Source organism: Vibrio sp. 2130-1, from assembly GCF_033339515.1.
This window is the reverse complement of record NZ_JAWOUT010000002.1, coordinates 335,026-355,077: the sequence shown is the minus strand read 5'-3', so window position 1 is coordinate 355,077 and position 20,052 is coordinate 335,026. Positions and strand designations below refer to the sequence as shown.

At 43.7% G+C, this 20,052-nt stretch carries 19 protein-coding genes; 8 read left to right on the top strand and 11 right to left on the bottom strand.

Features of this window, described 5'->3' with window-relative positions; translation table 11 throughout:
* Positions 1-5: 5 nt before the first annotated feature.
* The 3 genes from R7Q09_RS04150 to R7Q09_RS04140 form a co-directional block, all read right to left on the bottom strand.
* A complete protein-coding gene (locus tag R7Q09_RS04150) occupies positions 6-797 on the bottom strand; it encodes an outer membrane lipoprotein-sorting protein (RefSeq protein ID WP_025766823.1) in 792 nt (263 codons plus the stop codon).
* A gap of 18 nt (positions 798-815) precedes the next feature.
* A complete protein-coding gene (locus R7Q09_RS04145) occupies positions 816-3,194 on the bottom strand; it encodes an efflux RND transporter permease subunit (RefSeq protein ID WP_318070533.1) in 2,379 nt (792 codons plus the stop codon).
* A gap of 249 nt (positions 3,195-3,443) precedes the next feature.
* On the bottom strand, positions 3,444-4,232 hold the full coding sequence (locus tag R7Q09_RS04140) for a TetR/AcrR family transcriptional regulator (RefSeq protein WP_005377913.1): 789 nt from the start codon (positions 4,230-4,232) through the stop codon (positions 3,444-3,446).
* Between the two features lie 270 nt (positions 4,233-4,502).
* Between R7Q09_RS04140 and R7Q09_RS04135 the strand changes: the two genes are divergently transcribed.
* On the top strand, positions 4,503-4,688 hold the full coding sequence (locus R7Q09_RS04135; RefSeq protein WP_031780965.1) for a hypothetical protein: 186 nt from the start codon (positions 4,503-4,505) through the stop codon (positions 4,686-4,688).
* Here R7Q09_RS04135 and R7Q09_RS04130 read toward each other — a convergent pair.
* The 6 genes from R7Q09_RS04130 to thrS form a co-directional block, all read right to left on the bottom strand.
* Positions 4,681-5,490, bottom strand: coding sequence for a helix-turn-helix domain-containing protein (locus tag R7Q09_RS04130; RefSeq protein ID WP_005385480.1), 810 nt, complete (start codon positions 5,488-5,490; stop codon positions 4,681-4,683). The two genes, R7Q09_RS04135 and R7Q09_RS04130, sit on opposite strands and share 8 nt — an antisense overlap.
* A gap of 366 nt (positions 5,491-5,856) precedes the next feature.
* Entirely contained in the window at positions 5,857-6,174 is a 318-nt protein-coding gene (locus R7Q09_RS04125) for a heavy metal-binding domain-containing protein (RefSeq protein ID WP_005377919.1), read from the bottom strand.
* Between the two features lie 189 nt (positions 6,175-6,363).
* Positions 6,364-6,717: a 50S ribosomal protein L20 gene (rplT, locus tag R7Q09_RS04120; RefSeq protein WP_004727974.1), complete on the bottom strand. Its 354-nt coding sequence runs from the start codon at positions 6,715-6,717 to the stop codon at positions 6,364-6,366.
* Between the two features lie 40 nt (positions 6,718-6,757).
* Positions 6,758-6,952 carry a 50S ribosomal protein L35 gene (gene rpmI / locus R7Q09_RS04115; protein WP_005377932.1) on the bottom strand — a complete coding sequence of 65 codons (195 nt, stop codon included), beginning with the start codon at positions 6,950-6,952 and terminating at the stop codon, positions 6,758-6,760.
* Between the two features lie 120 nt (positions 6,953-7,072).
* Positions 7,073-7,624, bottom strand: coding sequence for a translation initiation factor IF-3 (gene infC, locus R7Q09_RS04110; RefSeq protein ID WP_080276913.1), 552 nt, complete (start codon positions 7,622-7,624; stop codon positions 7,073-7,075).
* A gap of 3 nt (positions 7,625-7,627) precedes the next feature.
* Positions 7,628-9,556, bottom strand: a complete 1,929-nt coding sequence (gene thrS, locus R7Q09_RS04105; protein WP_005395892.1) for a threonine--tRNA ligase — start codon at positions 9,554-9,556, stop codon at positions 7,628-7,630.
* Positions 9,557-9,958: 402 nt separating this feature from the next.
* Here thrS and R7Q09_RS04100 point away from each other — a divergent pair, with 402 nt between their 5' ends.
* Entirely contained in the window at positions 9,959-10,936 is a 978-nt protein-coding gene (locus R7Q09_RS04100; RefSeq protein ID WP_005377942.1) for a DUF3187 family protein, read from the top strand.
* A gap of 6 nt (positions 10,937-10,942) precedes the next feature.
* Here R7Q09_RS04100 and R7Q09_RS04095 read toward each other — a convergent pair whose 3' ends face one another.
* Positions 10,943-11,686, bottom strand: coding sequence for a sporulation protein (locus tag R7Q09_RS04095; RefSeq protein ID WP_064376414.1), 744 nt, complete (start codon positions 11,684-11,686; stop codon positions 10,943-10,945).
* Between the two features lie 248 nt (positions 11,687-11,934).
* Here R7Q09_RS04095 and hutC point away from each other — a divergent pair, with 248 nt between their 5' ends.
* From hutC to R7Q09_RS04065, 6 genes are all read left to right on the top strand, one after another.
* Positions 11,935-12,642, top strand: a complete 708-nt coding sequence (gene hutC, locus R7Q09_RS04090; protein WP_005385493.1) for a histidine utilization repressor — start codon at positions 11,935-11,937, stop codon at positions 12,640-12,642.
* A 129-nt stretch (positions 12,643-12,771) separates the two neighbouring features.
* Positions 12,772-14,022 carry an imidazolonepropionase gene (gene hutI / locus R7Q09_RS04085; RefSeq protein WP_017634852.1) on the top strand — a complete coding sequence of 417 codons (1,251 nt, stop codon included), beginning with the start codon at positions 12,772-12,774 and terminating at the stop codon, positions 14,020-14,022.
* 1 nt (position 14,023) lies between these two features.
* Positions 14,024-15,034 (top strand): formimidoylglutamase, encoded by a 1,011-nt coding sequence (hutG, locus tag R7Q09_RS04080; protein ID WP_047100717.1) that lies wholly within the window; start codon positions 14,024-14,026, stop codon positions 15,032-15,034.
* Between the two features lie 73 nt (positions 15,035-15,107).
* Positions 15,108-16,805, top strand: a complete 1,698-nt coding sequence (hutU, locus tag R7Q09_RS04075; RefSeq protein WP_054578031.1) for a urocanate hydratase — start codon at positions 15,108-15,110, stop codon at positions 16,803-16,805.
* Positions 16,806-16,816: 11 nt separating this feature from the next.
* Positions 16,817-18,352: a histidine ammonia-lyase gene (gene hutH / locus R7Q09_RS04070; RefSeq protein WP_017821814.1), complete on the top strand. Its 1,536-nt coding sequence runs from the start codon at positions 16,817-16,819 to the stop codon at positions 18,350-18,352.
* A gap of 335 nt (positions 18,353-18,687) precedes the next feature.
* Complete coding sequence (locus tag R7Q09_RS04065; protein WP_206953221.1) at positions 18,688-19,413, top strand: DUF3581 domain-containing protein; 726 nt, start codon at positions 18,688-18,690, stop codon at positions 19,411-19,413.
* A 111-nt stretch (positions 19,414-19,524) separates the two neighbouring features.
* On the opposite strand, the gene R7Q09_RS04060 is transcribed toward R7Q09_RS04065, so the two are convergent.
* Positions 19,525-19,986 carry a methyltransferase family protein gene (locus R7Q09_RS04060; protein ID WP_033905135.1) on the bottom strand — a complete coding sequence of 154 codons (462 nt, stop codon included), beginning with the start codon at positions 19,984-19,986 and terminating at the stop codon, positions 19,525-19,527.
* Positions 19,987-20,052: the final 66 nt, after the last annotated feature.

The following is a 20,052-nucleotide window of genomic DNA, read 5'->3' as shown; positions in this document are numbered from 1 at the left end:
CTCCACTACCTCACTCGCTTCAACACATTCTTATGAAAGTCATTGTCTTGTAATCCAGTGTTAAAACGCATTTCGCTAGTCGTTAGCTCAGTACTTTTTCCTGTTTGATGGTTTGTCATCGCCATAGTGTGCGCTCGCCAATATTGGTTGAGATATTGCTTGTAATCGGAAAAAGAAAGCGTTTTTAACAAAGAGCCTTTGCGGTCGTAAAACTCAACTTTAAGTGGACGATAATGCGCTTTATCTAACCATACCGTTTGCTTGGTATAACCTGAGTTCTTATCGGTCGGAATTTGCTCTACGACGAAAACATCTTGCCCGTTTATGCTGTCATCTTTTAGGTAGTTGAAACGGTATTTTTCAATCTCAAAGGAACTGAGATCCTCATACGCGAATTCACTGCCCATAAAAGGACCTGATTTGTTACGCGAGGAAATACGTTTCACACGTTTCAGTGCAGGAAGGTAAAGCCATTGGTCATCGGCACCCACCGTATGAGAATGGTTAAGAAACGCCGTGCCTTTTACATCTCTCGGTTCATCAAATATCGTGAGCCCTTTGTCACCATCGCCATCAACTTCGAGTGATTGTAAGCGCATTAAACGTGTGCTGCTTTCTCCTTGCGCGTTTCGCAGAATCATTTGCATCGTAGCAACAGAATCCCCCCACCCTTCATCACGGGCTTTGCGCTCTTGGGCAATTTCTAGTCCTTTGGCTTCATCCGCCAACACCGCATGACTCATAATAAGCGAGACAGAAAGTACTGATACTTTTAAGGCATTTTTTACTAAATTCATGTTCAATCCTTTAATTCGTTATGACTGAGTAACAGTCTTGGTTTGAGAGTCAGTTGATTTAAGCTTATTTCGGCGCTCCACCTCGTCGTAAACACCTTTGTCAAACAACATCAGTAGAGTCGGTAGGAAGATGAAATCCACAACAAGGGCAATAAAGATGACAATGGCACTCAGCTGTCCCATATCGGCATTTAAACGGAAGCTCGACATCGCCAGAACAGAGAAACCAGCAACAAGCACGACCGTCGTAATCCAAAGCGCGCGCCCCACGGTGCGAAAGGCGTAGCGAACCGCTTGCTCCGCACTGTGGCCATCTTTACGAGCGTGTTGATATTTAGAAAGAAAGTGAACGGCGTCATCGACAACAACACCAAGCGTTAATGTCACAACGACAGACAATCCCAAGTTAATCTCGCCAGAAACCAGCGCCCAAATACCAAAACCAATAAGCGCAGGAGCAATATTCGGGACAAGACTAATTAAGCCAAGCTTGAACGAACGCAAGGCAAAGATCAGTAATGCAGAGATTAAGACAAGAGTAATGGGCAAGGTTGACAGCATGCTGGCCATATTCGTTTCACCAATATGCGCAAACATCAATGAAGGACTAGAAGCAACAACATCATATTGAGGCGCGTTTTCGTTAAACCATTGGTAAATGCGATTTTCCAAATCAACAAGCTCGACGCTGCCCAAGTTCTCCACGGTGAGAACCATCTTGATCGACGACTTATCTACATTGATTTGGTTGTTCAAATCTAAACCATACGGTAGTGACATTTCATAAAGCAGCAGATATTGAGCCGCTAATTCTCTGTCTTGAGGGAGCGAGTAATAAGCCTGATCATCTCCATGCATGTTCTTGTTTAGGCGCTTATAAACATCGCTCAAGGTCGCAACATGGTCCGTTTCTGGCTGCAACCTTAGCCAGTCAGTAAATTTACCCACGGAATTGAGAAAATTAGGATCGGCAATGCCCTGCGATTCGTTGGTTTTTATCGCGATACTGATGTTCGCCATGCCACTGATTCGCTCTTCCATAAAATCAGCCGCTCGGCGAAATTCATTGCTATGGCCAAAGTACTCGACGGATTCATCATTGACTTTGTTCAGCGGAATCAAGCTCGCACTCGCGACAATAACAAGCACCGACAACGGCAATAACGCATGTCGCTTTGACACCACGAAATCTCCTAAATGATCCATAAAGTGCTTTCTTTCATCAGAAGTATCCGACTTCACCGTAACCGGAAGGATATTAAGCAAGGCGGGAAGTAACGTGATGGAAAGGAAACAAGCAACCATGACGCCAAGGGCTGATAGGTTGCCGAAATCTCTCAGGATTGGAGAATCCGACATATTCATCATTAAAAAGCCGATCGCGGTGGTAATGGAGGTAATCAAGATAGGCATGAAATTGAGCGCAATACTTCGCTCAATAGAGTGGGCTTTACTAAAGCCGTTTTGCATAGACTGACGCATTGTCGCGATGATGTGTACACAGTCTGCGACGGCAAGCGTCATCACCAAGGTAGGCACATTAACAGTCGCCGTGCTTAAGAACATACCAGCCCATCCTGACAAGCCCATTGTAACCATAACCGAGCCGATAATAACGATGAGCGTCGCGATGACGCTAAGCAATGAGCGCAACATGATGGTCAGAAACACCAATATCACTAGTAACATAGTAGGCACTAATGTTGCGCTATCATCTTGGGCTGCGGTCATAAACGCGTAGTTCATTGCAATAATACCAGCCTTGTGGAATTCGGTGTCTGGGTACACTTGCTGATAACGCTCAATCATTCCGTTTATGTAAGCAACCACCTCTTGTACTTCAGCAGTTTTATCTATTTCAGGGAGTTGGACCGTAATGTTTACGACCGTGACATCTCCTTTTTCAGAAATCAGTGAACTTTTCAAAACCGGCTCACTCAACGCAATACTTTTGACTTTCTCTATTCGTTGAGGTGTCAATTCATATTCGCTATACAGTAAGTCTTCGACAAGAAGATCATCTTCAAACGCTTCGGTATGCTGGTAGTTGGCGAGGGAATCAACGCGGGTGGAGTATGGAACTTGCCACGCCTCGTCAGTGATCTGCTGAATAAGAGATAATGTGCTAGGAGTAAAAACAGTGCCGCTCTTTGGCGCTATAACCAAAGCAAGACTGTCAGAATTTGCAAAGGTGGTTTGAATTTCATCAAACGCAAGTAACTGCTCATTTGTTCCATCAAAGAAGATGTCGTAATCTCCTCTAAAGTAAAGATTTTTTCCTCCAATGGTTGCTATGACAATCAATAAAACGGTAGCAAGCATCACCAATACACTGTAATTCGTTGGTAGCTTACCCCACCCTGAACGGGCGTATTGTTGAACGTTGTGATGTGGCATCACACTCTCCTTTTGTGACGTTTCGTCAAATTTAAAAACTAAAAAAACAGCAAATGCTGTAAATAACCAGACAAACTCGACATGCAAACTTTAGATCGAATGAATTTGGCTACATAAGTCAGTTTTTAGTAACTTCCTATGCTTCTCGTGATCATTGGCTGAACGCCAACCTTCGAGATTTAATGACGATTCGTCACAATAGTGCGATAAAAAAGCCAACCATAACGTCAGATTGGCCTTTCCAGTTTATTAGCGATTCACTGACTCTAAATAAGCAAGCTCTTCACTAAATAACTCCTGCTCCACTCGACGCCAGGTTTTACGGTAGTCCCATTCTGTAGATAAAGGCGACCAACCTAAACCATCAAGTAACATATTCGCGTTGTGCAGTACTGAGAATGGGTCTTGAATTCGCTGAATACATCGACTGTTCGATGCATTTTGCGCCAAAGCGTTTGAACCGAATGCAATAGACCAGTTGGCGAATACAATAGCATCAGAACCAATTGCGGGAGAAAACTTAAGATCACCACATTCTACCGCATTGTTCACCAGCGCATCAGCACCATCTATTACTTGTTCTTCCAAGTTATTCAGTTCATTCACACGTTTAGGCGAAGCCTTCTCTAGAACCCAAGGCGTCTTTGCAACAATCGCACAAGTTGATAGTACTGGCTCCATACGAGCGTAAATACGATAACCTACATGCATCGCAATGATTTTTTCTCTGGTATTGCCATTAAATTTGGCGGTACGTTCGAAAAATATTGCTTCGCTTTTCAGCGAATGAATACAAAGCGCAAGAATCACATCTTCTTTGCTGCAAAAATGATTGTAGATCGTCCCTTTAGAATAAGGGCTTGACGCTGTAAGCTTGTCCATCGTTAAGTTGGCAAAGCCTTGCTCTTGAACTAAAGACTTAGCCAATTGAATAAGCTCTATCTCACGATCAGCAATCGCCTGTTGCTTTTTTGTTAGCCCTGAAGACACACGACATCCGTCTTGCTTGCTATATTTTTTACAGCGAAAGTTAAACATAATCCTTTGATCCGTATACCAACACACTCCCAATAATTGTAACACGATTCTTTAATACAGGAACGCAACTAAAGTTGACGAACCGTCATAAATGACACTTCGTCATAATAGATCAAAAAACAAACATTTCAAGTATGAATTTATAATTAGAAGATAAATAGCTACCAATTATGCATACCCAAGTAGCTACAGGATGCTTGGTTCAACGAGAATGGTTTCTTTGTAGAGGAAGCGAGAGAGGCTTTGGGAGGAACAACGAAGGAAATCAGCATGTTAAAAATAACGAAAGTAGATGCTGAACAGGTATTATTCGAAATAAGCCCAACACACTTTAAGTCTGAATTAAGAGCAAACACCGCTGAATGCCCTACTTACAAAGTATTTGCTGTCTTAGGCTTTTTCTTTTGCAACGCCCTTTCAGAAACTCTCTTCAAAAAAGGCTCAAAATCTATATAGATAGGCTTGGCTTATCACCTGCAGCTGCGATGGCATAACGAATATCATCAATAAATCGCCCCTCTGTCTCAATAATGCCGTCAGAGAATGTGACTGGCTGATGTGGCCCAGCAAGTAGAACAATATTAGTAAAATCAGAGACATTAAAGTTCTCTGCTACAACATTTTTGGAATGAAAATCAATGACGGTCTTTGCAACTTGATCTTCCAGTAACAAAAGCTGTTCTTCAGTAATTTTCATACGCGCCAAAGCAACGCGAACACACTTATCGTGGGTAGTCGTCTGCTCTTTTATGATTTCGGTATATTTGTCGTTGAGCTTGGAGTTCTCTGCATAGCTATAATATAAAGGCCCGTGCAGCGTTATATTTTTATCTTCATCAACGTAAACGAGATCCAACAACTCTAATGCTTTTAAGTAATCAGACATGCTCTGCTCAGACAAGTCATACTTTTTCTTTAAAATAGAATAACCATCTTTACCTCGTAGCATTCTCAATTCACGATAAAAGTCGTAAAGGTGAGGGAATTGAAAGAATACCTCATCCTGCGTACGACTAAAGTAATCCTCGTCTTCACCTTGCAATTGATTTGCGAGCTTTTGTAGTTCATCTAACGTGCAATCAACCGCTCTACAATATTCCAGCAACTTATCTAAAGCGAGATTCGTGCTTGTAAGATGTCTCTTAAAGGTAGATAGTGGCATACCCATTTTCTCAGATAGCTCTCGATATGTTAGCCCTTTTGTTTTAATCGCTTGGCGTAATGCGGCTAGCAAGTATTCGGGAGTCAGATCTCTCATCTACAATTCCTTTTGGCAATGTTACAGCTGTATAGTATTTGTAACAATTTAGAACCGCTTGGCAAGGTATAAGTTCATATTTTTATAAGAAAAACATGAATTAATATACTGAAAGGAGAATTCACACAACAAATGAAAAATTCAATATGAATTCAATTTCATTATAGGTATAAAATAATATGCAAAATAAAAGTAAAGCAATCACTCTAAATTATCATGATTAATTTTAATAGTAACGTAAAGTTGAGAATATAAATCTATTCGCTCTGCAAAAATCTAGAATAATTAACCTAAAAGGAACAGAACGGTAAATGCATAATAATTCACCGCTCTCTATTAGCATTTTTGCAATGCTATTCAAGTAGACTAGTCCGCTAGTTTCACTGCAGTACCAAATGCCAAAATTTCCGAAGAACCATCTACGATTGAGCTTGTGGTAAATCGAATCCCTACAATTGCATCGGCACCTTTAGATTCAGCGTCCGCCACCATGCGCTGTATAGCAATATCACGCGCGTCGGTCATCATTTCCGTGTAACCACGAATTTCGCCGCCAACAATGCTCTTGATACCCGCCATGAGGTCACGGCCAATATGCTTTGATTGAACAACATTACCAGTTACAACCCCTCTGATTTCAGAGATCTGCTTGCCAGGAATGCTTTCGGTCGTTGTGTAGATCATTTTTAATCCCTTATAAACGTAAAAATTTATACCCAAGCTACCTTATAACTAACATAAGATGCTAACCAATAAATTGAGAAGACTGATAAACAATACTCTAAATAGCCAAGCTAAAAGTCATTTGGGTATAAATTTTAGCAATAAAAAAGGAGAGCTAATGCTCTCCTTCTCTTAATCCTAAACTGCTAATTAAAGAGCAGCTTTCGCTTTTTCAACTAGAACTGCAAATGCAGCTTTGTCGAATACTGCGATGTCCGCAAGGATCTTACGGTCGATCTCGATAGATGCTTTCTTAAGACCGTTGATGAAACGGCTGTAAGATAGACCATTTTGACGAGATGCCGCATTGATACGTGCAATCCATAGTTGACGGAATTGACGTTTCTTAGCGCGACGGTCACGGTAAGCGTATTGACCAGCTTTAGTAACTGCTTGGAAAGCTACGCGGTAAACACGTGAACGCGCACCGTAGTAACCTTTAGCTTGTTTTAGAACTTTCTTATGACGTGCACGAGCTTGTACACCACGTTTTACGCGAGGCATTATGCTTCTCCTAAACTAAACGATTGATAACTAAAAAGAATTAAGCGTATGGCAACATACGGATTACTGCAGCCACTTCACATTTTGGAAGGATTGCATTTGGACGTAGTTGACGCTTGTTCTTAGTAGTACGCTTAGTCAGGATGTGACGTTTTGTAGCGTGCTTGTACTTAATACCACCAGCAGTTTTCTTAAAACGCTTAGCAGCACCTTTGTTGGTTTTCATCTTAGGCATGATGAATAACTCCGCATTGAGTAGGTTTAATAAACAACGTAATTAGGGCGAACAAAACCCAGCCATATACCTTTATATAAAGGAAAGCGGCTAGGTTTTAATTACTTGATGAGCCGTTAATTACTTCTTTTTAGGGGCTAGCACCATGATCATCTGGCGACCTTCAATCTTCTTAGGGAAAGATTCAACTACAGCAATTTCTGCAGTATCTTCCTTAAGACGATTTAGAACGTCAACACCGATGTCTTGGTGTGCCATCTCTCGGCCACGGAAGCGAATTGTTACTTTCACTTTGTTGCCTTCTTCAAGGAAACGCGTCAGGTTGCGTAGTTTTACCTGATAGTCTCCAATATCAGTTCCAGGACGGAATTTTACTTCCTTGATCTGGACCTGCTTTTGCTTCTTCTTCTGCTCTTTAGCAGTTTTGCTCTTCTCGAAGAGGAACTTACCATAGTCCATCACACGACAAACAGGTGGCTCGGCGTTAGGACTGATCTCAACGAGATCCATACCAGCTTCTTCAGCAGCTGCAATGGCTTCTTGAATCGATACAACACCAACTGATTCACCGTCAGCGCCTGTTAGTCGAACTTCACGAATACCACGAATTTCACCGTTGATACGGTGCGGGTTTTGTTTTACCGGCTGTTGGCCACGTCTTCCGCCTTTAATAGCTTATTCCTCCAGATTGAGCTTACGGCTAGAGATCTCGTCTTGGATGTATGCAATAAAATCATCCACTTTAAATTTACCAAGATCTTTACCTTTACGAGTACGCACTGCAATTTCGCCAGCTTCCATTTCTTGGTCACCAACAACAAGCATATACGGTACACGCTTCAAAGTATGTTCGCGGATTTTAAAGCCAATCTTCTCATTTCTCAAGTCCGCTTTAGCTCTAATTCCACTTTTTTGTAGTTTTTGTACTATTTCTTGAACATAACCTGACTGTTTATCAGTAATGTTCATAAGAACTGCTTGTTCTGGCGCCAACCAAGTTGGGAAGAAACCAGCATATTCTTCGATAAGGATACCGATGAAGCGCTCTAGTGAACCTAGAATCGCACGGTGAATCATTACCGGTACAAGACGTTCATTGTTTTCACCTACATAAGTTGCACCTAAGCGACCTGGTAGGTTGAAGTCTAGCTGGACAGTACCACACTGCCACGCACGGTCTAGACAATCGTATAGTGTGAATTCAATCTTAGGACCGTAGAACGCACCCTCGCCTTCTTGAATTTCGTATGGGATATCCATCGATTCAAGAGACTGCTTCAATGCTTCTTCAGATTGATCCCAGATTTCATCTGAACCTACACGTTTCTCTGGACGAGTAGACAGTTTCACTACGATGTTGTCGAAACCAAATGTTTGGTACGTATCGTACACCATCTTGATACAGTTTGTTACTTCTTCTTGGATTTGGCTCTCAGTACAGAAAATGTGAGCGTCATCCTGAGTAAAGCCACGTACACGCATAATACCGTGTAGTGCACCAGATGGTTCGTTACGGTGACATGAGCCAAACTCAGCCATACGTAGCGGTAGGTCGCGGTACGATTTTAGACCTTGGTTGAAGATCTGTACGTGACCTGGACAGTTCATTGGCTTAATTGCGTATTCACGGTTCTCAGAAGAAGTTGTGAACATTGCATCAGCGTATTTATCCCAGTGACCTGAGCGTTCCCAAAGAACACGGTCCATCATAAGTGGACCTTTCACTTCTTGGTAACCGTACTCATCTAGCTTAGCGCGGATGAATACTTCTAGATCACGGAAGATAGACCAACCATTGTGATGCCAGAACACCATACCCGGTGCTTCTTGCTGCATGTGGAATAGGTCTAGTTGCTTACCAATCTTACGGTGATCACGCTTCGCCGCTTCTTCTAGGCGAGTTAGGTGCGCTTTCAGTGCTTTCTTGTCGTGGAAAGCCGTACCGTAGATACGTTGAAGCATTTTGTTGTCGCTGTTACCACGCCAGTAAGCACCTGCAACATTCAGCAAAGTGAAGTGTTGACAGAAGCTCATGTTAGGAACGTGAGGACCACGACACATGTCGATGTATTCTTCATGGTGGTAAAGGCCTGGACGGTCATCACGAGATACGTTTTCGTCTAGGATTTCCACTTTGTATGGTTCGCCACGTGATTCAAACGTATCACGCGCTTCCTGCCAGCTTACTTTTTTCTTAACCACTTCGTACTTGGTTTTCGCTAGCTCTTTCATACGCTTTTCAATCTTTTCAAGATCTTCTTGCGTTAGAGATTCGTCTAAGTCGATATCGTAGTAGAAGCCATTGTCGATGGTTGGACCGATCGCCATTTTAGCTTGAGGGTAAAGCTGCTTAAGAGCGTGACCAAGAAGGTGAGCACAAGAGTGACGAACGATTTCTAGACCGTCTACTTCATCTTTAACTGTGATGATTTCAAGGCTTGCGTCTTCTTCAATTAGATCACACGCATCAACGCGGTTACCGTTTACACGACCAGCGATAGTTGCTTTTGCAAGACCAGGACCGATCGATTGCGCAACTTCCATAGTAGAAACTGGGTTGTCAAATTGACGCTGACTGCCGTCAGGAAGAGTAATAATAGGCATGCTATGTCCTTTACAGTGGTGTTGCACACCAAGCAACACATGTTATTCAAATTAGAAGCTATTTGTTGAAAATAGTTGAGAGTCAATAAAGGCCTCTCGGTAACACGAATACCGGACCGTTATCGAAAATGGGATTGTACCTAGCTCACATTTAGAATGCAAAGCGCGATTTTGTTTTGTCATAAGAACTTAACCGCAGACCCATCACGACAATCTGATCATGCTTTTTAAGAGACCGCATAACTTGTAAACGGAATTGCCCCTCAATGAACTTACACAACAAATTACAATATCGCCTATTACGTTTGAACCGATACAAAGCCTAACACGCTTGGCGAGAGCTCAACGTGCGATTTAGGTATATAGTTGTTTTATAGAGTAGTTTGTATGTAGGTATTCATCATGGTCTATTTCAAATCGCGCTTTATGGTGCTTCTAAGCACCTCGATATGTTCTTTGCAAGCCTTCGCATCAAATGACTTATATGGCCCGCTGCGTTCTTACGCACAATCCCCAATGCAAGTGGTTAGTCACACCAACATACTACGTTCAGGACACAGTCTGCCCTCTGGTTTTGTCGAAGCCTATGGTTCGGGAACCGTGGCAAGTGTTTGGGCTCATACTGATGAATACGCACTGGATTATTACCACAATCAAATCGAATTAGGCAGCAAATGGCAAGTCAGCAACCGTTGGCAGTGGGAGCTCAACTATCGATGGGTCTTTGCCGCTGACAACCATTTAGATGGACTGACGAAAAGCTTCCATAAACTTTTCGGTATCGGACAAAATGGGCGGGATAAAGTAGACAGAGATCGTTTTTACATTTCAATGCCGCAATATGATGTGCTTGAAGATGATTTCGAAGGACAAACACTGGCCAATAACCTATCTACTTACTTACAGTATCAAGTGTTCCAAAATGAACATCACGGCCTATCGATTGGCGGCAGTTTGTATTTTAACGATGTGGCTCACGGCACTTTTCAAGGTAGCAGTTTCGAGCAAGGCTTCCAATTAAACTACAGCTACTTAAGTGATGCTCATGCATTTTATTCGATGATTGGCATGACTTTTCGCTCGGATGACCGTGCCTTACTCGATCTGCCCTATCGACATAATACGATTGCCATTGCGGGTGGGTACCGTTATGCCTTAGAAGATAACCATCACCTGATGTTGGAATATCATTGGTATCAAGGCTCAACAGAAGGGCCCACAGAGTTTGCTGATGCCTCTAATGAACTGGTATTAGGCTATCGATATCTAATGGAAAATTCAGCGCTTGAGTTTTTAGCCGTAGAGAACGCAAGAAACATGGATAACAGTACCGATATCGCTTTTACAATAGGATATCGGTACATATTTTCATCAAGTTGATGAGAGCTATAGATTTAGCGTTGGTGCAACTGCGGCAGCGACTTGAGCATCGGTTGCATTGATCGGTAACGTAAACGAGCGATATTGGTCACCAGCCAAGCTGAGCGAACGGTCAATCTCTGCCAAACAATGCATGACCTGCCCTTCCAGAATAAAAGAGAGCTCAATTTCTTTTGATGAAATAAAGCCGCTGTTAAGGAACTCTAGCTCTTGATAAATACCAGAGCGAGAGGCAAACGAGCCACCGCGCAAAAAGCCTTTTTCAACATCGGCTTTAACCATAGTGAAGCCAGCTTGCTCAATCGCTTGAATAACCCGAGATGCTACTGGTAGTGGTTTCACTTCAATATAGTCACGGTCACGCGGGTCAATCGCAAAATCAATATCTAACGTCGTCTCGACCCAAACATGACATTGATTCTTAAGTGCGCTAACCGCAGTAATTGGCGTTTCATCATGCAGTTTTAGCTCAAACGGAACCTGCTTTTCTTCATTAGGTTGAATCACAAAAGGGTCAACTGCTTTCAATTGATCAATAGTGAAGGTTTGGTAACTTACGCTATCATCCACTTCGACTTTCATTTCCGTGTTCAATTTAATCGTAATAGCATCAATTTGTTGTTCGACGTCTCCGCCTTTGATATGAACATGCCCTTTCAGCGTCGCTCCTTGAAACACGCTCATTTCGTCCAAAATGGTATCTACTTTTGCAGAGCCGATCCCCAGTGATGCTTTCAATTTTTTAAACATACTTTTCCTTTTTTAGCGATTTTTCTTCTAATAATCGTTTGTTTACACAATTGTTTTCTGCTGTGCAAGCAATAGACCACAAGAAAATGTTTGAATTCAATCATCAATCCAAATAATACTCAGCAGCAAGAGTCATTCAGCTCTGCAATAGGATTGCTCGGTCACTAAGCGGTACATTCGTCGAGAAATGTTTGCAATTTGTACCTAAATTAAGCAGTATTTGTATAGTCAAATAAAGGGAGATCATTATGTCTGCACCACTCTACATTCAAATTAAACAATTTATCCTGGATAAAATTGATGCTGGAGAGTGGGTAGTTGGTCATCGCATCGCCACCGAGATTGAGCTTACCGAGCAATTTGGTGTCAGTAGAATGACAGTGAACAAAGCAATTCGGGATTTAGTAAATGAGGGCCGATTACAACGTCGCCCACGCTTAGGCACGTTCGTGTGTGATCCTGGTGAAAAGTCAGAATCTCCCCTGCTAGACATTCGAAACATTGCCGAAGAAGTCAGCGATAGAGGGCGAAAGTATGGCAGTAAAGTGCTCAAACAGATTGCCATAAAAGCAGATGACAACATTGCGACAAAACTCGGCGTTATGCTAGGCACGACAGTGTTTTACAGTGAAATTATTCACTATGAAGACCAAACGCCGATTCAATTGGAGCTCCGCTGGGTGAATAGCCAATATGCCCCGAGTTATTTAAATCAAGACTTCACACAAATCACTCCAAATCAATACCTGTCAGATAATTGCCCACTCAGCGCGATAGAACATACTGTAGAGGCAATTGTGCCTGAAAGCCGTATTAAGCAAGACTTAAAAATGCAAGCCAATGAACCTTGCCTTCTCTTGAATCGCAGAACGTGGAGCCAAGATAAGTTAGTCAGTACCGCCCTACTTTATCACCCTGGTAACAAATATAAGCTGAGCTCAAAAGTGCTCATTTAAGGACAAGATTTATCCTCTAGATCTACGTTTTGATCACATTTTAGCAACATCAATCTTGTCAGTGTTCTTATTTTGCTCTATTTATTTGTATATACATTTAATGATACAAATAAACACAGGGACACAAACATGGATTTGCTGATTGAAAACGCACGTCTAGTTACCATGCAATCGGGAGAGTGCGGATACCTTCCAACGCCTCCAGCGCGCATTGGTATTCAATCTGGAAAAATCGTTGCGATCAGTACCTGTGCCATTGGTGAAGACGCACCGCAAACCGAGTCTCTGTTGTCTGCCCAACATTACCCTCAGAGTATCGATCTTCAAGGCCAGTTAGTTCTGCCGGGCCTGATCGACTGTCACACTCATCTTATTTACGCGGGCAATCGTGCCAACGAATTTGAAATGCGCTTAAACGGCGTGCCATATCAAGAAATTTCCAAACAAGGCGGCGGGATTCTCTCAACGGTACATGCGACACGCTCTGCAACCGAAGCACAACTAGTTGAGTTAGCGTTACCACGTTTAGATGGGTTACTCGCGAGTGGCGTCACTTCTGTCGAGGTGAAATCTGGCTATGGATTGACACTGAATGATGAAATAAAAATGCTCCGTGCCGCCAAAATGCTAGAGCAAGAGCGCAAAGTTAAAATCACGACTACACTTCTCGCCGCTCACGCCATTCCGCCAGAGTTCCAAGGTCGTGCAGATGATTATATTGAGCACATTTGTCAGGACATAATCCCTGTTGTCGCAAAGGAAGAATTAGCTACGAGTGTCGATGTTTTTTGTGAATCGATTGGTTTCAATCTTGAACAAACAGAAAAAGTGTTTGTAGCTGCAAAACGCCACGGCTTAAAGGTTAAAGGGCATACTGAGCAACTTTCTAATCTCGGTGGTACAGCCCTCACTGCGCAATACAACGGTCTGTCAGCGGATCACATCGAGTTTTTAGATGAGCAAGGTGTTAAAGCACTTGCTCGATCAAACACCGTCGCCACTCTATTGCCTGGCGCTTTTTATTTTCTAAGAGAAACTCAGTTACCACCGATTGAGTTGTTGAGAGAGCATAACGTGCCGATGGCAATTGCTACGGACGTCAACCCAGGTACATCACCATTTTCTGATCTCACACTCATGCTGAATATGGCGTGCACACTATTTCGCCTTACACCGCAAGAAGCACTGCGTGGTGTAACGCAACATGCAGCCAAAGCTCTGGGTTATCAAAACTCACGTGGCGAAATCAAAGTAGGGTTTGATGCGGACTTCTCTATCTGGGATATCGAAAGCCCTGCGGATTTAAGCTATCAAGTCGGAGCAAAACGTCTGGTAGGTCGTATAGTAAATGGTGAATACATTTCACACGGAGGCCAATAATATGTCTCAATTCGACCTACACTCTCCCCTATTTCATTGGCAAGGCCGTCATGATGCCGAGGACGGCAAGCTTGGTCAGCGAATTCATCACGTTGTTCAACGTCAAAAAGCAGATGAGTTGAGTGCCGTTGCGCATGGCGTCTCATTACTCGGTTTTGCTACCGACGCTGGCGTTGCGAGAAACAAAGGACGCATTGGCGCGAAAAAAGCGCCAGACTTAATCCGACGAGCACTCGCTAATTTAGCATGGCACCAAGACGCCCCACTATATGACTTAGGTACTGTGGTGTGTGAAGACGACTTACTGGAAGAGAGCCAAGCTCTATGTGCAGCAACCATTTCAAGCGCACTGCCCCATACGCCAGTCATCGTGCTGGGTGGTGGGCATGAGATTGCGTGGGCCTCGTTTTCCGGCTTAGCGGAATATTTTAAAGCGCACCATCCAGAGAAGAAGCCTAAAATCGGCATTATTAATTTCGATGCGCATTTCGATTTGCGCGCATTTGAGAGCAACCTCACCGACATAAGACCGAGCTCTGGTACACCCTTCAACCAAATTCATCATTTTTGTCAACGTAACGATTGGGACTTTCATTACGCTTGTATTGGTGTAAGCCGTAGTAGCAACACTAAAGCGCTATTTGAAAAAGCAGATGCGTTAAATGTTTGGTATGTAGAGGACAATCAGCTCTGCTACTTAAACCACAGTTATCACTTAACTCAGCTTCAGCATTTTATTGACGACTGTGACTACCTCTATTTGACCATTGATCTAGATGTATTTCCTGCCGCAACCGCACCTGGAGTCAGCGCACCAGCAGCTCGGGGAGTGAGTTACGACACTATTGCACCCTTTTTAGAGCGAATTCTTCATTACAAAAATAAGCTAATGCTGGCTGATATCGCCGAATACAACCCAAATTATGACGTCGATAGTCAAACTGCACGATTAGCTGCCCGTTTGTGTTGGGATATCGCCAACGCAATGGCGGAAAAACAGCACAAACCATAATGCATCCCAGATGCCACTGATTATTACGACCAAGCAAGTACTTGGTCATCACGAGAAACTAAAGGAGTCTGAAATGACACAGCGCCAGGGACAAGATCCACGACTTGATACAAGCAGAACAATTCGTGCACCTCACGGAGATAAACTGCGCGCAAAATCTTGGCTAACCGAAGCCCCTCTTCGTATGCTGATGAACAACCTTGATCCTGATGTTGCAGAACATCCACATTCACTGGTTGTATATGGCGGCATTGGCCGAGCAGCGCGAAACTGGGAATGTTACGACAAGATTGTTGAAGTACTTGAAAGACTCGAAGATGACCAAACGCTTTTAGTTCAATCAGGCAAGCCTGTTGGTGTTTTCCCTACTCATAAAAATGCCCCACGCGTGCTTATCGCAAACTCAAACCTTGTTCCGCATTGGGCAAACTGGGAACACTTCAACGAGCTCGATAAACAAGGCTTGATGATGTACGGCCAAATGACCGCTGGCAGCTGGATATACATTGGCTCGCAAGGTATCGTACAAGGCACATACGAAACGTTCGTATCTGTTGCAAAAAAACACTTTGACGGTGAAGCAAAGGGCCGTTGGATTCTAACAGGTGGTCTTGGTGGCATGGGTGGTGCTCAACCTCTCGCTGGTACAATGGCGGGCTTCTCCATGATTGCAGTAGAGTGTGATGAATCACGTATCGATTACCGCCTACGTACAGGCTATGTCGATAAGAAAGCGACTTCTTTAGATGAAGCGCTAGCTATCATTAAAGAGTCAGACACACCAGTATCGGTTGGTCTACTAGGTAATGCAGCAGACGTTTTCTCTGAGCTGGTAGAACGTAATATCACGCCTGATGTCGTAACAGACCAAACGTCTGCACACGACCCGCTCAATGGCTATTTACCACAAGGCTGGAGCATGTCTCACGCAGCAGAAATGCGTTTGCAAGATGAAGCAATGGTCGTAAAAGCAGCGAAAAAATCCATGGCTGTGCAAGTTCAAGCGATGTTAGAGCTGCAAAATCGCGGCGCCGCAACACTCGACTACGGTAACAACATCCGCCAGATGGCCTTGGAAGAAGGCGTAGAAAACGCATTCGATTTTCCTGGCTTCGTTCCAGCCTACATTCGTCCTCTATTCTGTGAAGGTATCGGTCCTTTCCGTTGGGCTGCTCTCTCTGGCGATCCTGAGGACATTTATAAAACCGACCAAAAAGTAAAAGAGCTAATTCCAGATAATCCGCACTTACATAACTGGCTAGATATGGCTCGCGAACGCATCCAGTTCCAAGGTTTACCTGCGCGTATTTGCTGGGTTGGTCTTAAAGATCGTGAGCGTCTTGGTCAAGCATTCAACGAAATGGTGAAAAATGGCGAACTTAAAGCGCCCGTTGTCATTGGTCGAGATCACTTAGATTCTGGCTCTGTAGCAAGCCCGAACCGTGAAACCGAAGGTATGATGGACGGTTCTGACGCCGTATCAGACTGGCCATTATTAAACGCGCTACTCAACACGGCGGGCGGCGCAACTTGGGTTTCACTACACCACGGTGGTGGCGTAGGTATGGGCTTCTCGCAACACTCAGGTATGGTTATCTGCTGTGACGGCAGTGAAGATGCCTCACAACGTATTGCCCGCGTGCTGCATAACGACCCAGCAACAGGCGTGATGCGTCATGCTGATGCGGGATACGATATCGCTAAACAATGTGCAGCAGAGCAAGGGCTAGATTTGCCAATGCTCAACGAAGAACTGAAGAAGCTCAAGTAAGGATGAAAGAGATGTTAAATTTAACGCTAAAGCCAGGTCATATTAGCTTAAACGAACTACGCCAAGTGAGCCGTTCACCAGTCAACCTTACTTTGGATCCTGAAGCCATTCCGGCCATTGAAGAAAGCACACAGGTCGTAGACCGAGTCATCGCGGAAGATAGAACGGTTTACGGAATTAACACTGGTTTTGGGCTATTGGCTAACACACGAATAGCACCAGAAGATTTAGAAACACTGCAACGCAGTATCGTTCTTTCTCATGCGGCAGGTATCGGTGAGTTTATGTCAGATGAAACGGTTCGTCTGATGATGGTATTAAAAATCAATAGTCTGTCTCGTGGCTTTTCTGGGATTCGCCTAAAAGTCATTAATATGCTGACCGACCTAGTCAACGCACAAGTTTACCCTTGCGTACCTAAAAAGGGCTCTGTTGGCGCATCAGGTGACTTAGCTCCTCTAGCCCATATGAGCACTGTATTACTGGGAGAAGGACAAGCTCGCCACAACGGTAAAATCATTTCCGGGCAAGAAGCATTAAAAATCGCAGGTCTAGAGCCTATCACTCTGGCGCCAAAAGAAGGCTTAGCGCTACTAAATGGGACTCAGGCATCCACAGCGTTCGCATTGGAAGGCCTGTTTATCGCGGAAGACCTTTTCGCGTCAGCAACCGTTTGTGGTGCAATGTCTGTTGAAGCCGCTCTCGGCAGCCGACGTCCATTCGATCCGCGCATTCACCGTGTACGTGGTCATCGCAGCCAAATGGACGCAGCACTCGCATACCGTCATTTGTTAGACACATCGAGTGAAATAGGTGATTCGCACACTAACTGTGAAAAAGTACAAGACCCGTATTCTTTGCGCTGTCAGCCTCAAGTGATGGGTGCGTGTTTACAGCAAATCCGCAATGCGGCGGAAGTATTACAAGTAGAAGCGAACTCCGTATCAGATAATCCGTTGGTGTTTGCTGAAGATGGTGACATCATCTCTGGCGGTAACTTCCACGCGGAGCCTGTTGCAATGGCAGCCGACAACCTAGCACTTGCGATTGCCGAGATCGGCAGCTTGTCTGAACGTCGTATGGCATTACTTATCGATAGCGCGCTATCAAAACTGCCACCGTTCTTAGTCGACAATGGTGGTGTGAACTCTGGTTTCATGATCGCTCAGGTGACCTCTGCTGCGTTAGCAAGTGAAAACAAAACGCTCGCTCACCCAGCGTCAGTAGACAGCTTGCCAACATCTGCAAACCAAGAAGATCACGTGTCAATGGCAACATTCGCGGCTCGCAGATTGAAAGAAATGGGCGAAAACACTCGCGGTATTCTGGCTGTCGAGTACCTCTCAGCAGCACAAGGCCTAGACTTTAGAGCGCCAAACAAGTCCTCTGAGCGTATTGAGATTGCGAAACAAATGTTGCGTGAAAAAGTATCGTTCTACGATAAAGATCGCTACTTTGCTCCAGACATTGAACAGGCAAACACTCTGCTTAAGCTGGCTATCCACAACACGCTCATGCCAGAGAGCTTGTTACCCAGTGTTCAATAATTAAGCATAACTGGCATTTCACCGAATAAAAAGATGATGAATTGAAGGCTCTACGTTCTGCGTGGAGCCTTTTTATATACGATTAAACATATTGATGGCACTATTTATGAACACCTGTCTACTTTGATGGCTATACTTTACAAGATAGGCGAGCGAAAAGGTCGTTGTTTATTGTTTTAACAAATAAAAGCGTTGCTAAAGTATGCGTTTTTAACGGTTTATCCGCCGAAATAGTGTCTTATTGTTAGGATACGGTGAAGTTTTCACTGGATGGACCATTGCTACGCAGATATTCGCATATAATCCCACACAGTTTTGGTTACTACGTAAAAATTATGTTTCTAACACCTTATTTTTCAAACACTAATCACCAGTTTCAGTTCACTCGCGAACAAGCAAGCCACTTTGCAAAACGTGTCGCAGGTGACTACAACCCAATTCATGATGAAGACAACAAACGCTTTTGTGTCCCTGGGGATTTACTTTTCGCTGTGCTTCTTAGTAAAGAAGGCGTTAGCCAAAAGATGCGTTTTAACTTCTCTGGCATGGTAAACGATGGTGTAGCACTTCATATTGAAAATAAGTGTGACAAAGAAAGCGCTGTTGTTGACGAGGCAGGTAAAGAATACTTACACATGTCCCGTGAAGGTGAAACTAACCACGATCCGGCATTTATTGAGCATGTAGTGACAAATTACGTGCAATTTTCTGGTATGAACTTCCCCCACATCATGGTTCCTCTTATGAAAGAGAAGCAAATGATGATCAACTGCCAGCGTCCATTAGTTATTTATGAAAGCATGGAAGTCGAATTTTCACGCTTAGACCTTACGCATCCAGAGGTGGATTTCACTGGCGCAACATTCGACGTAGAAGGAAAACGAGGTGTAGTCACCTTAAACTTTGCGTTCAGAGAAGACGGTGAAGTCGTTGGTAAAGGTATTAAGCGCATGGTTGCAAGTGGCTTGAAGCCATATGACCAAGAAGCAGTTGACGACCTTGTACGCCGCTTTAATGAACGTAAGGATGCATTCCTAGCAAAGTTCGTTAAGGCAGCCTAGTCGACTGCCCTATCAGAAGCGCACAAAAAAACGTGTTTACTAAAAGAAAGCCCAACGTCGACCGTTGGGCTTTCTTTTTATGTCTCATCCAAACAAAACTAAACGCAATGCTTAGAGCCAACGACGAACATGGTTTTTATAATCCACATACTCTTCACCAAACAATCGCTCTAAAACGCGTTCCTCAGGCTTGATTTGAAACCGATTCATATAACTGACAAATATCACGCCACAAAGCACCACACTCAAGTGCTGCCACCACAAACCAGTTGCTATGATTAGAAGCAATAATGCCGTGTACATAGGGTTGCGTGAAAAGGCAAACACACCAGTTCTTACAACAGAAGATGCCGCTTCAGGTTTTACTGGGTTCACTGTGGTTTTTACTTTGCGAAATTCATACACGCCAGCAATGCCCATGTAGCCAGACAACAAAGTTAATACACCTACTACAAATTCAACAAAGGGGACTCGAATGTTCATGCTCGGCGTCAAAACTTTAAGTCCGTACATCAAAAGTATGACTAGCAAAAACACCGCAACAGGTGGGACTTTGAGTTCAAGTTTTCTCAAGATTCATATCCTTTGAAAGGGTCTAAGTACGGTTTCTAAAAAGCCCAGTAAAACTGGGCTTGATTT

Excerpts from the sequence above, each read along its gene's own strand:
- R7Q09_RS04125 (WP_005377919.1), bottom strand. The coding sequence starts at position 6,174 with ATGATCTACACAACGACCGAAAGCATTCCTGGCAAGCAGATCTCTGAA.
- hutH (WP_017821814.1), top strand. The coding sequence starts at position 16,817 with ATGTTAAATTTAACGCTAAAGCCAGGTCATATTAGCTTAAACGAACTA.
- R7Q09_RS04145 (WP_318070533.1), bottom strand. The coding sequence starts at position 3,194 with ATGCCACATCACAACGTTCAACAATACGCCCGTTCAGGGTGGGGTAAG.
- R7Q09_RS04095 (WP_064376414.1), bottom strand. The coding sequence starts at position 11,686 with ATGTTTAAAAAATTGAAAGCATCACTGGGGATCGGCTCTGCAAAAGTA.
- hutG (WP_047100717.1), top strand. The coding sequence starts at position 14,024 with ATGTCTCAATTCGACCTACACTCTCCCCTATTTCATTGGCAAGGCCGT.
- hutU (WP_054578031.1), top strand. The coding sequence starts at position 15,108 with ATGACACAGCGCCAGGGACAAGATCCACGACTTGATACAAGCAGAACA.
- R7Q09_RS04100 (WP_005377942.1), top strand. The coding sequence starts at position 9,959 with ATGGTCTATTTCAAATCGCGCTTTATGGTGCTTCTAAGCACCTCGATA.
- hutC (WP_005385493.1), top strand. The coding sequence starts at position 11,935 with ATGTCTGCACCACTCTACATTCAAATTAAACAATTTATCCTGGATAAA.
- hutI (WP_017634852.1), top strand. The coding sequence starts at position 12,772 with ATGGATTTGCTGATTGAAAACGCACGTCTAGTTACCATGCAATCGGGA.
- R7Q09_RS04150 (WP_025766823.1), bottom strand. The coding sequence starts at position 797 with ATGAATTTAGTAAAAAATGCCTTAAAAGTATCAGTACTTTCTGTCTCG.
- thrS (WP_005395892.1), bottom strand. The coding sequence starts at position 9,556 with ATGCCTATTATTACTCTTCCTGACGGCAGTCAGCGTCAATTTGACAAC.
- R7Q09_RS04140 (WP_005377913.1), bottom strand. The coding sequence starts at position 4,232 with ATGTTTAACTTTCGCTGTAAAAAATATAGCAAGCAAGACGGATGTCGT.
- R7Q09_RS04130 (WP_005385480.1), bottom strand. The coding sequence starts at position 5,490 with ATGAGAGATCTGACTCCCGAATACTTGCTAGCCGCATTACGCCAAGCG.
- R7Q09_RS04135 (WP_031780965.1), top strand. The coding sequence starts at position 4,503 with ATGTTAAAAATAACGAAAGTAGATGCTGAACAGGTATTATTCGAAATA.
- rplT (WP_004727974.1), bottom strand. The coding sequence starts at position 6,717 with ATGCCTCGCGTAAAACGTGGTGTACAAGCTCGTGCACGTCATAAGAAA.
- R7Q09_RS04065 (WP_206953221.1), top strand. The coding sequence starts at position 18,688 with ATGTTTCTAACACCTTATTTTTCAAACACTAATCACCAGTTTCAGTTC.
- rpmI (WP_005377932.1), bottom strand. The coding sequence starts at position 6,952 with ATGCCTAAGATGAAAACCAACAAAGGTGCTGCTAAGCGTTTTAAGAAA.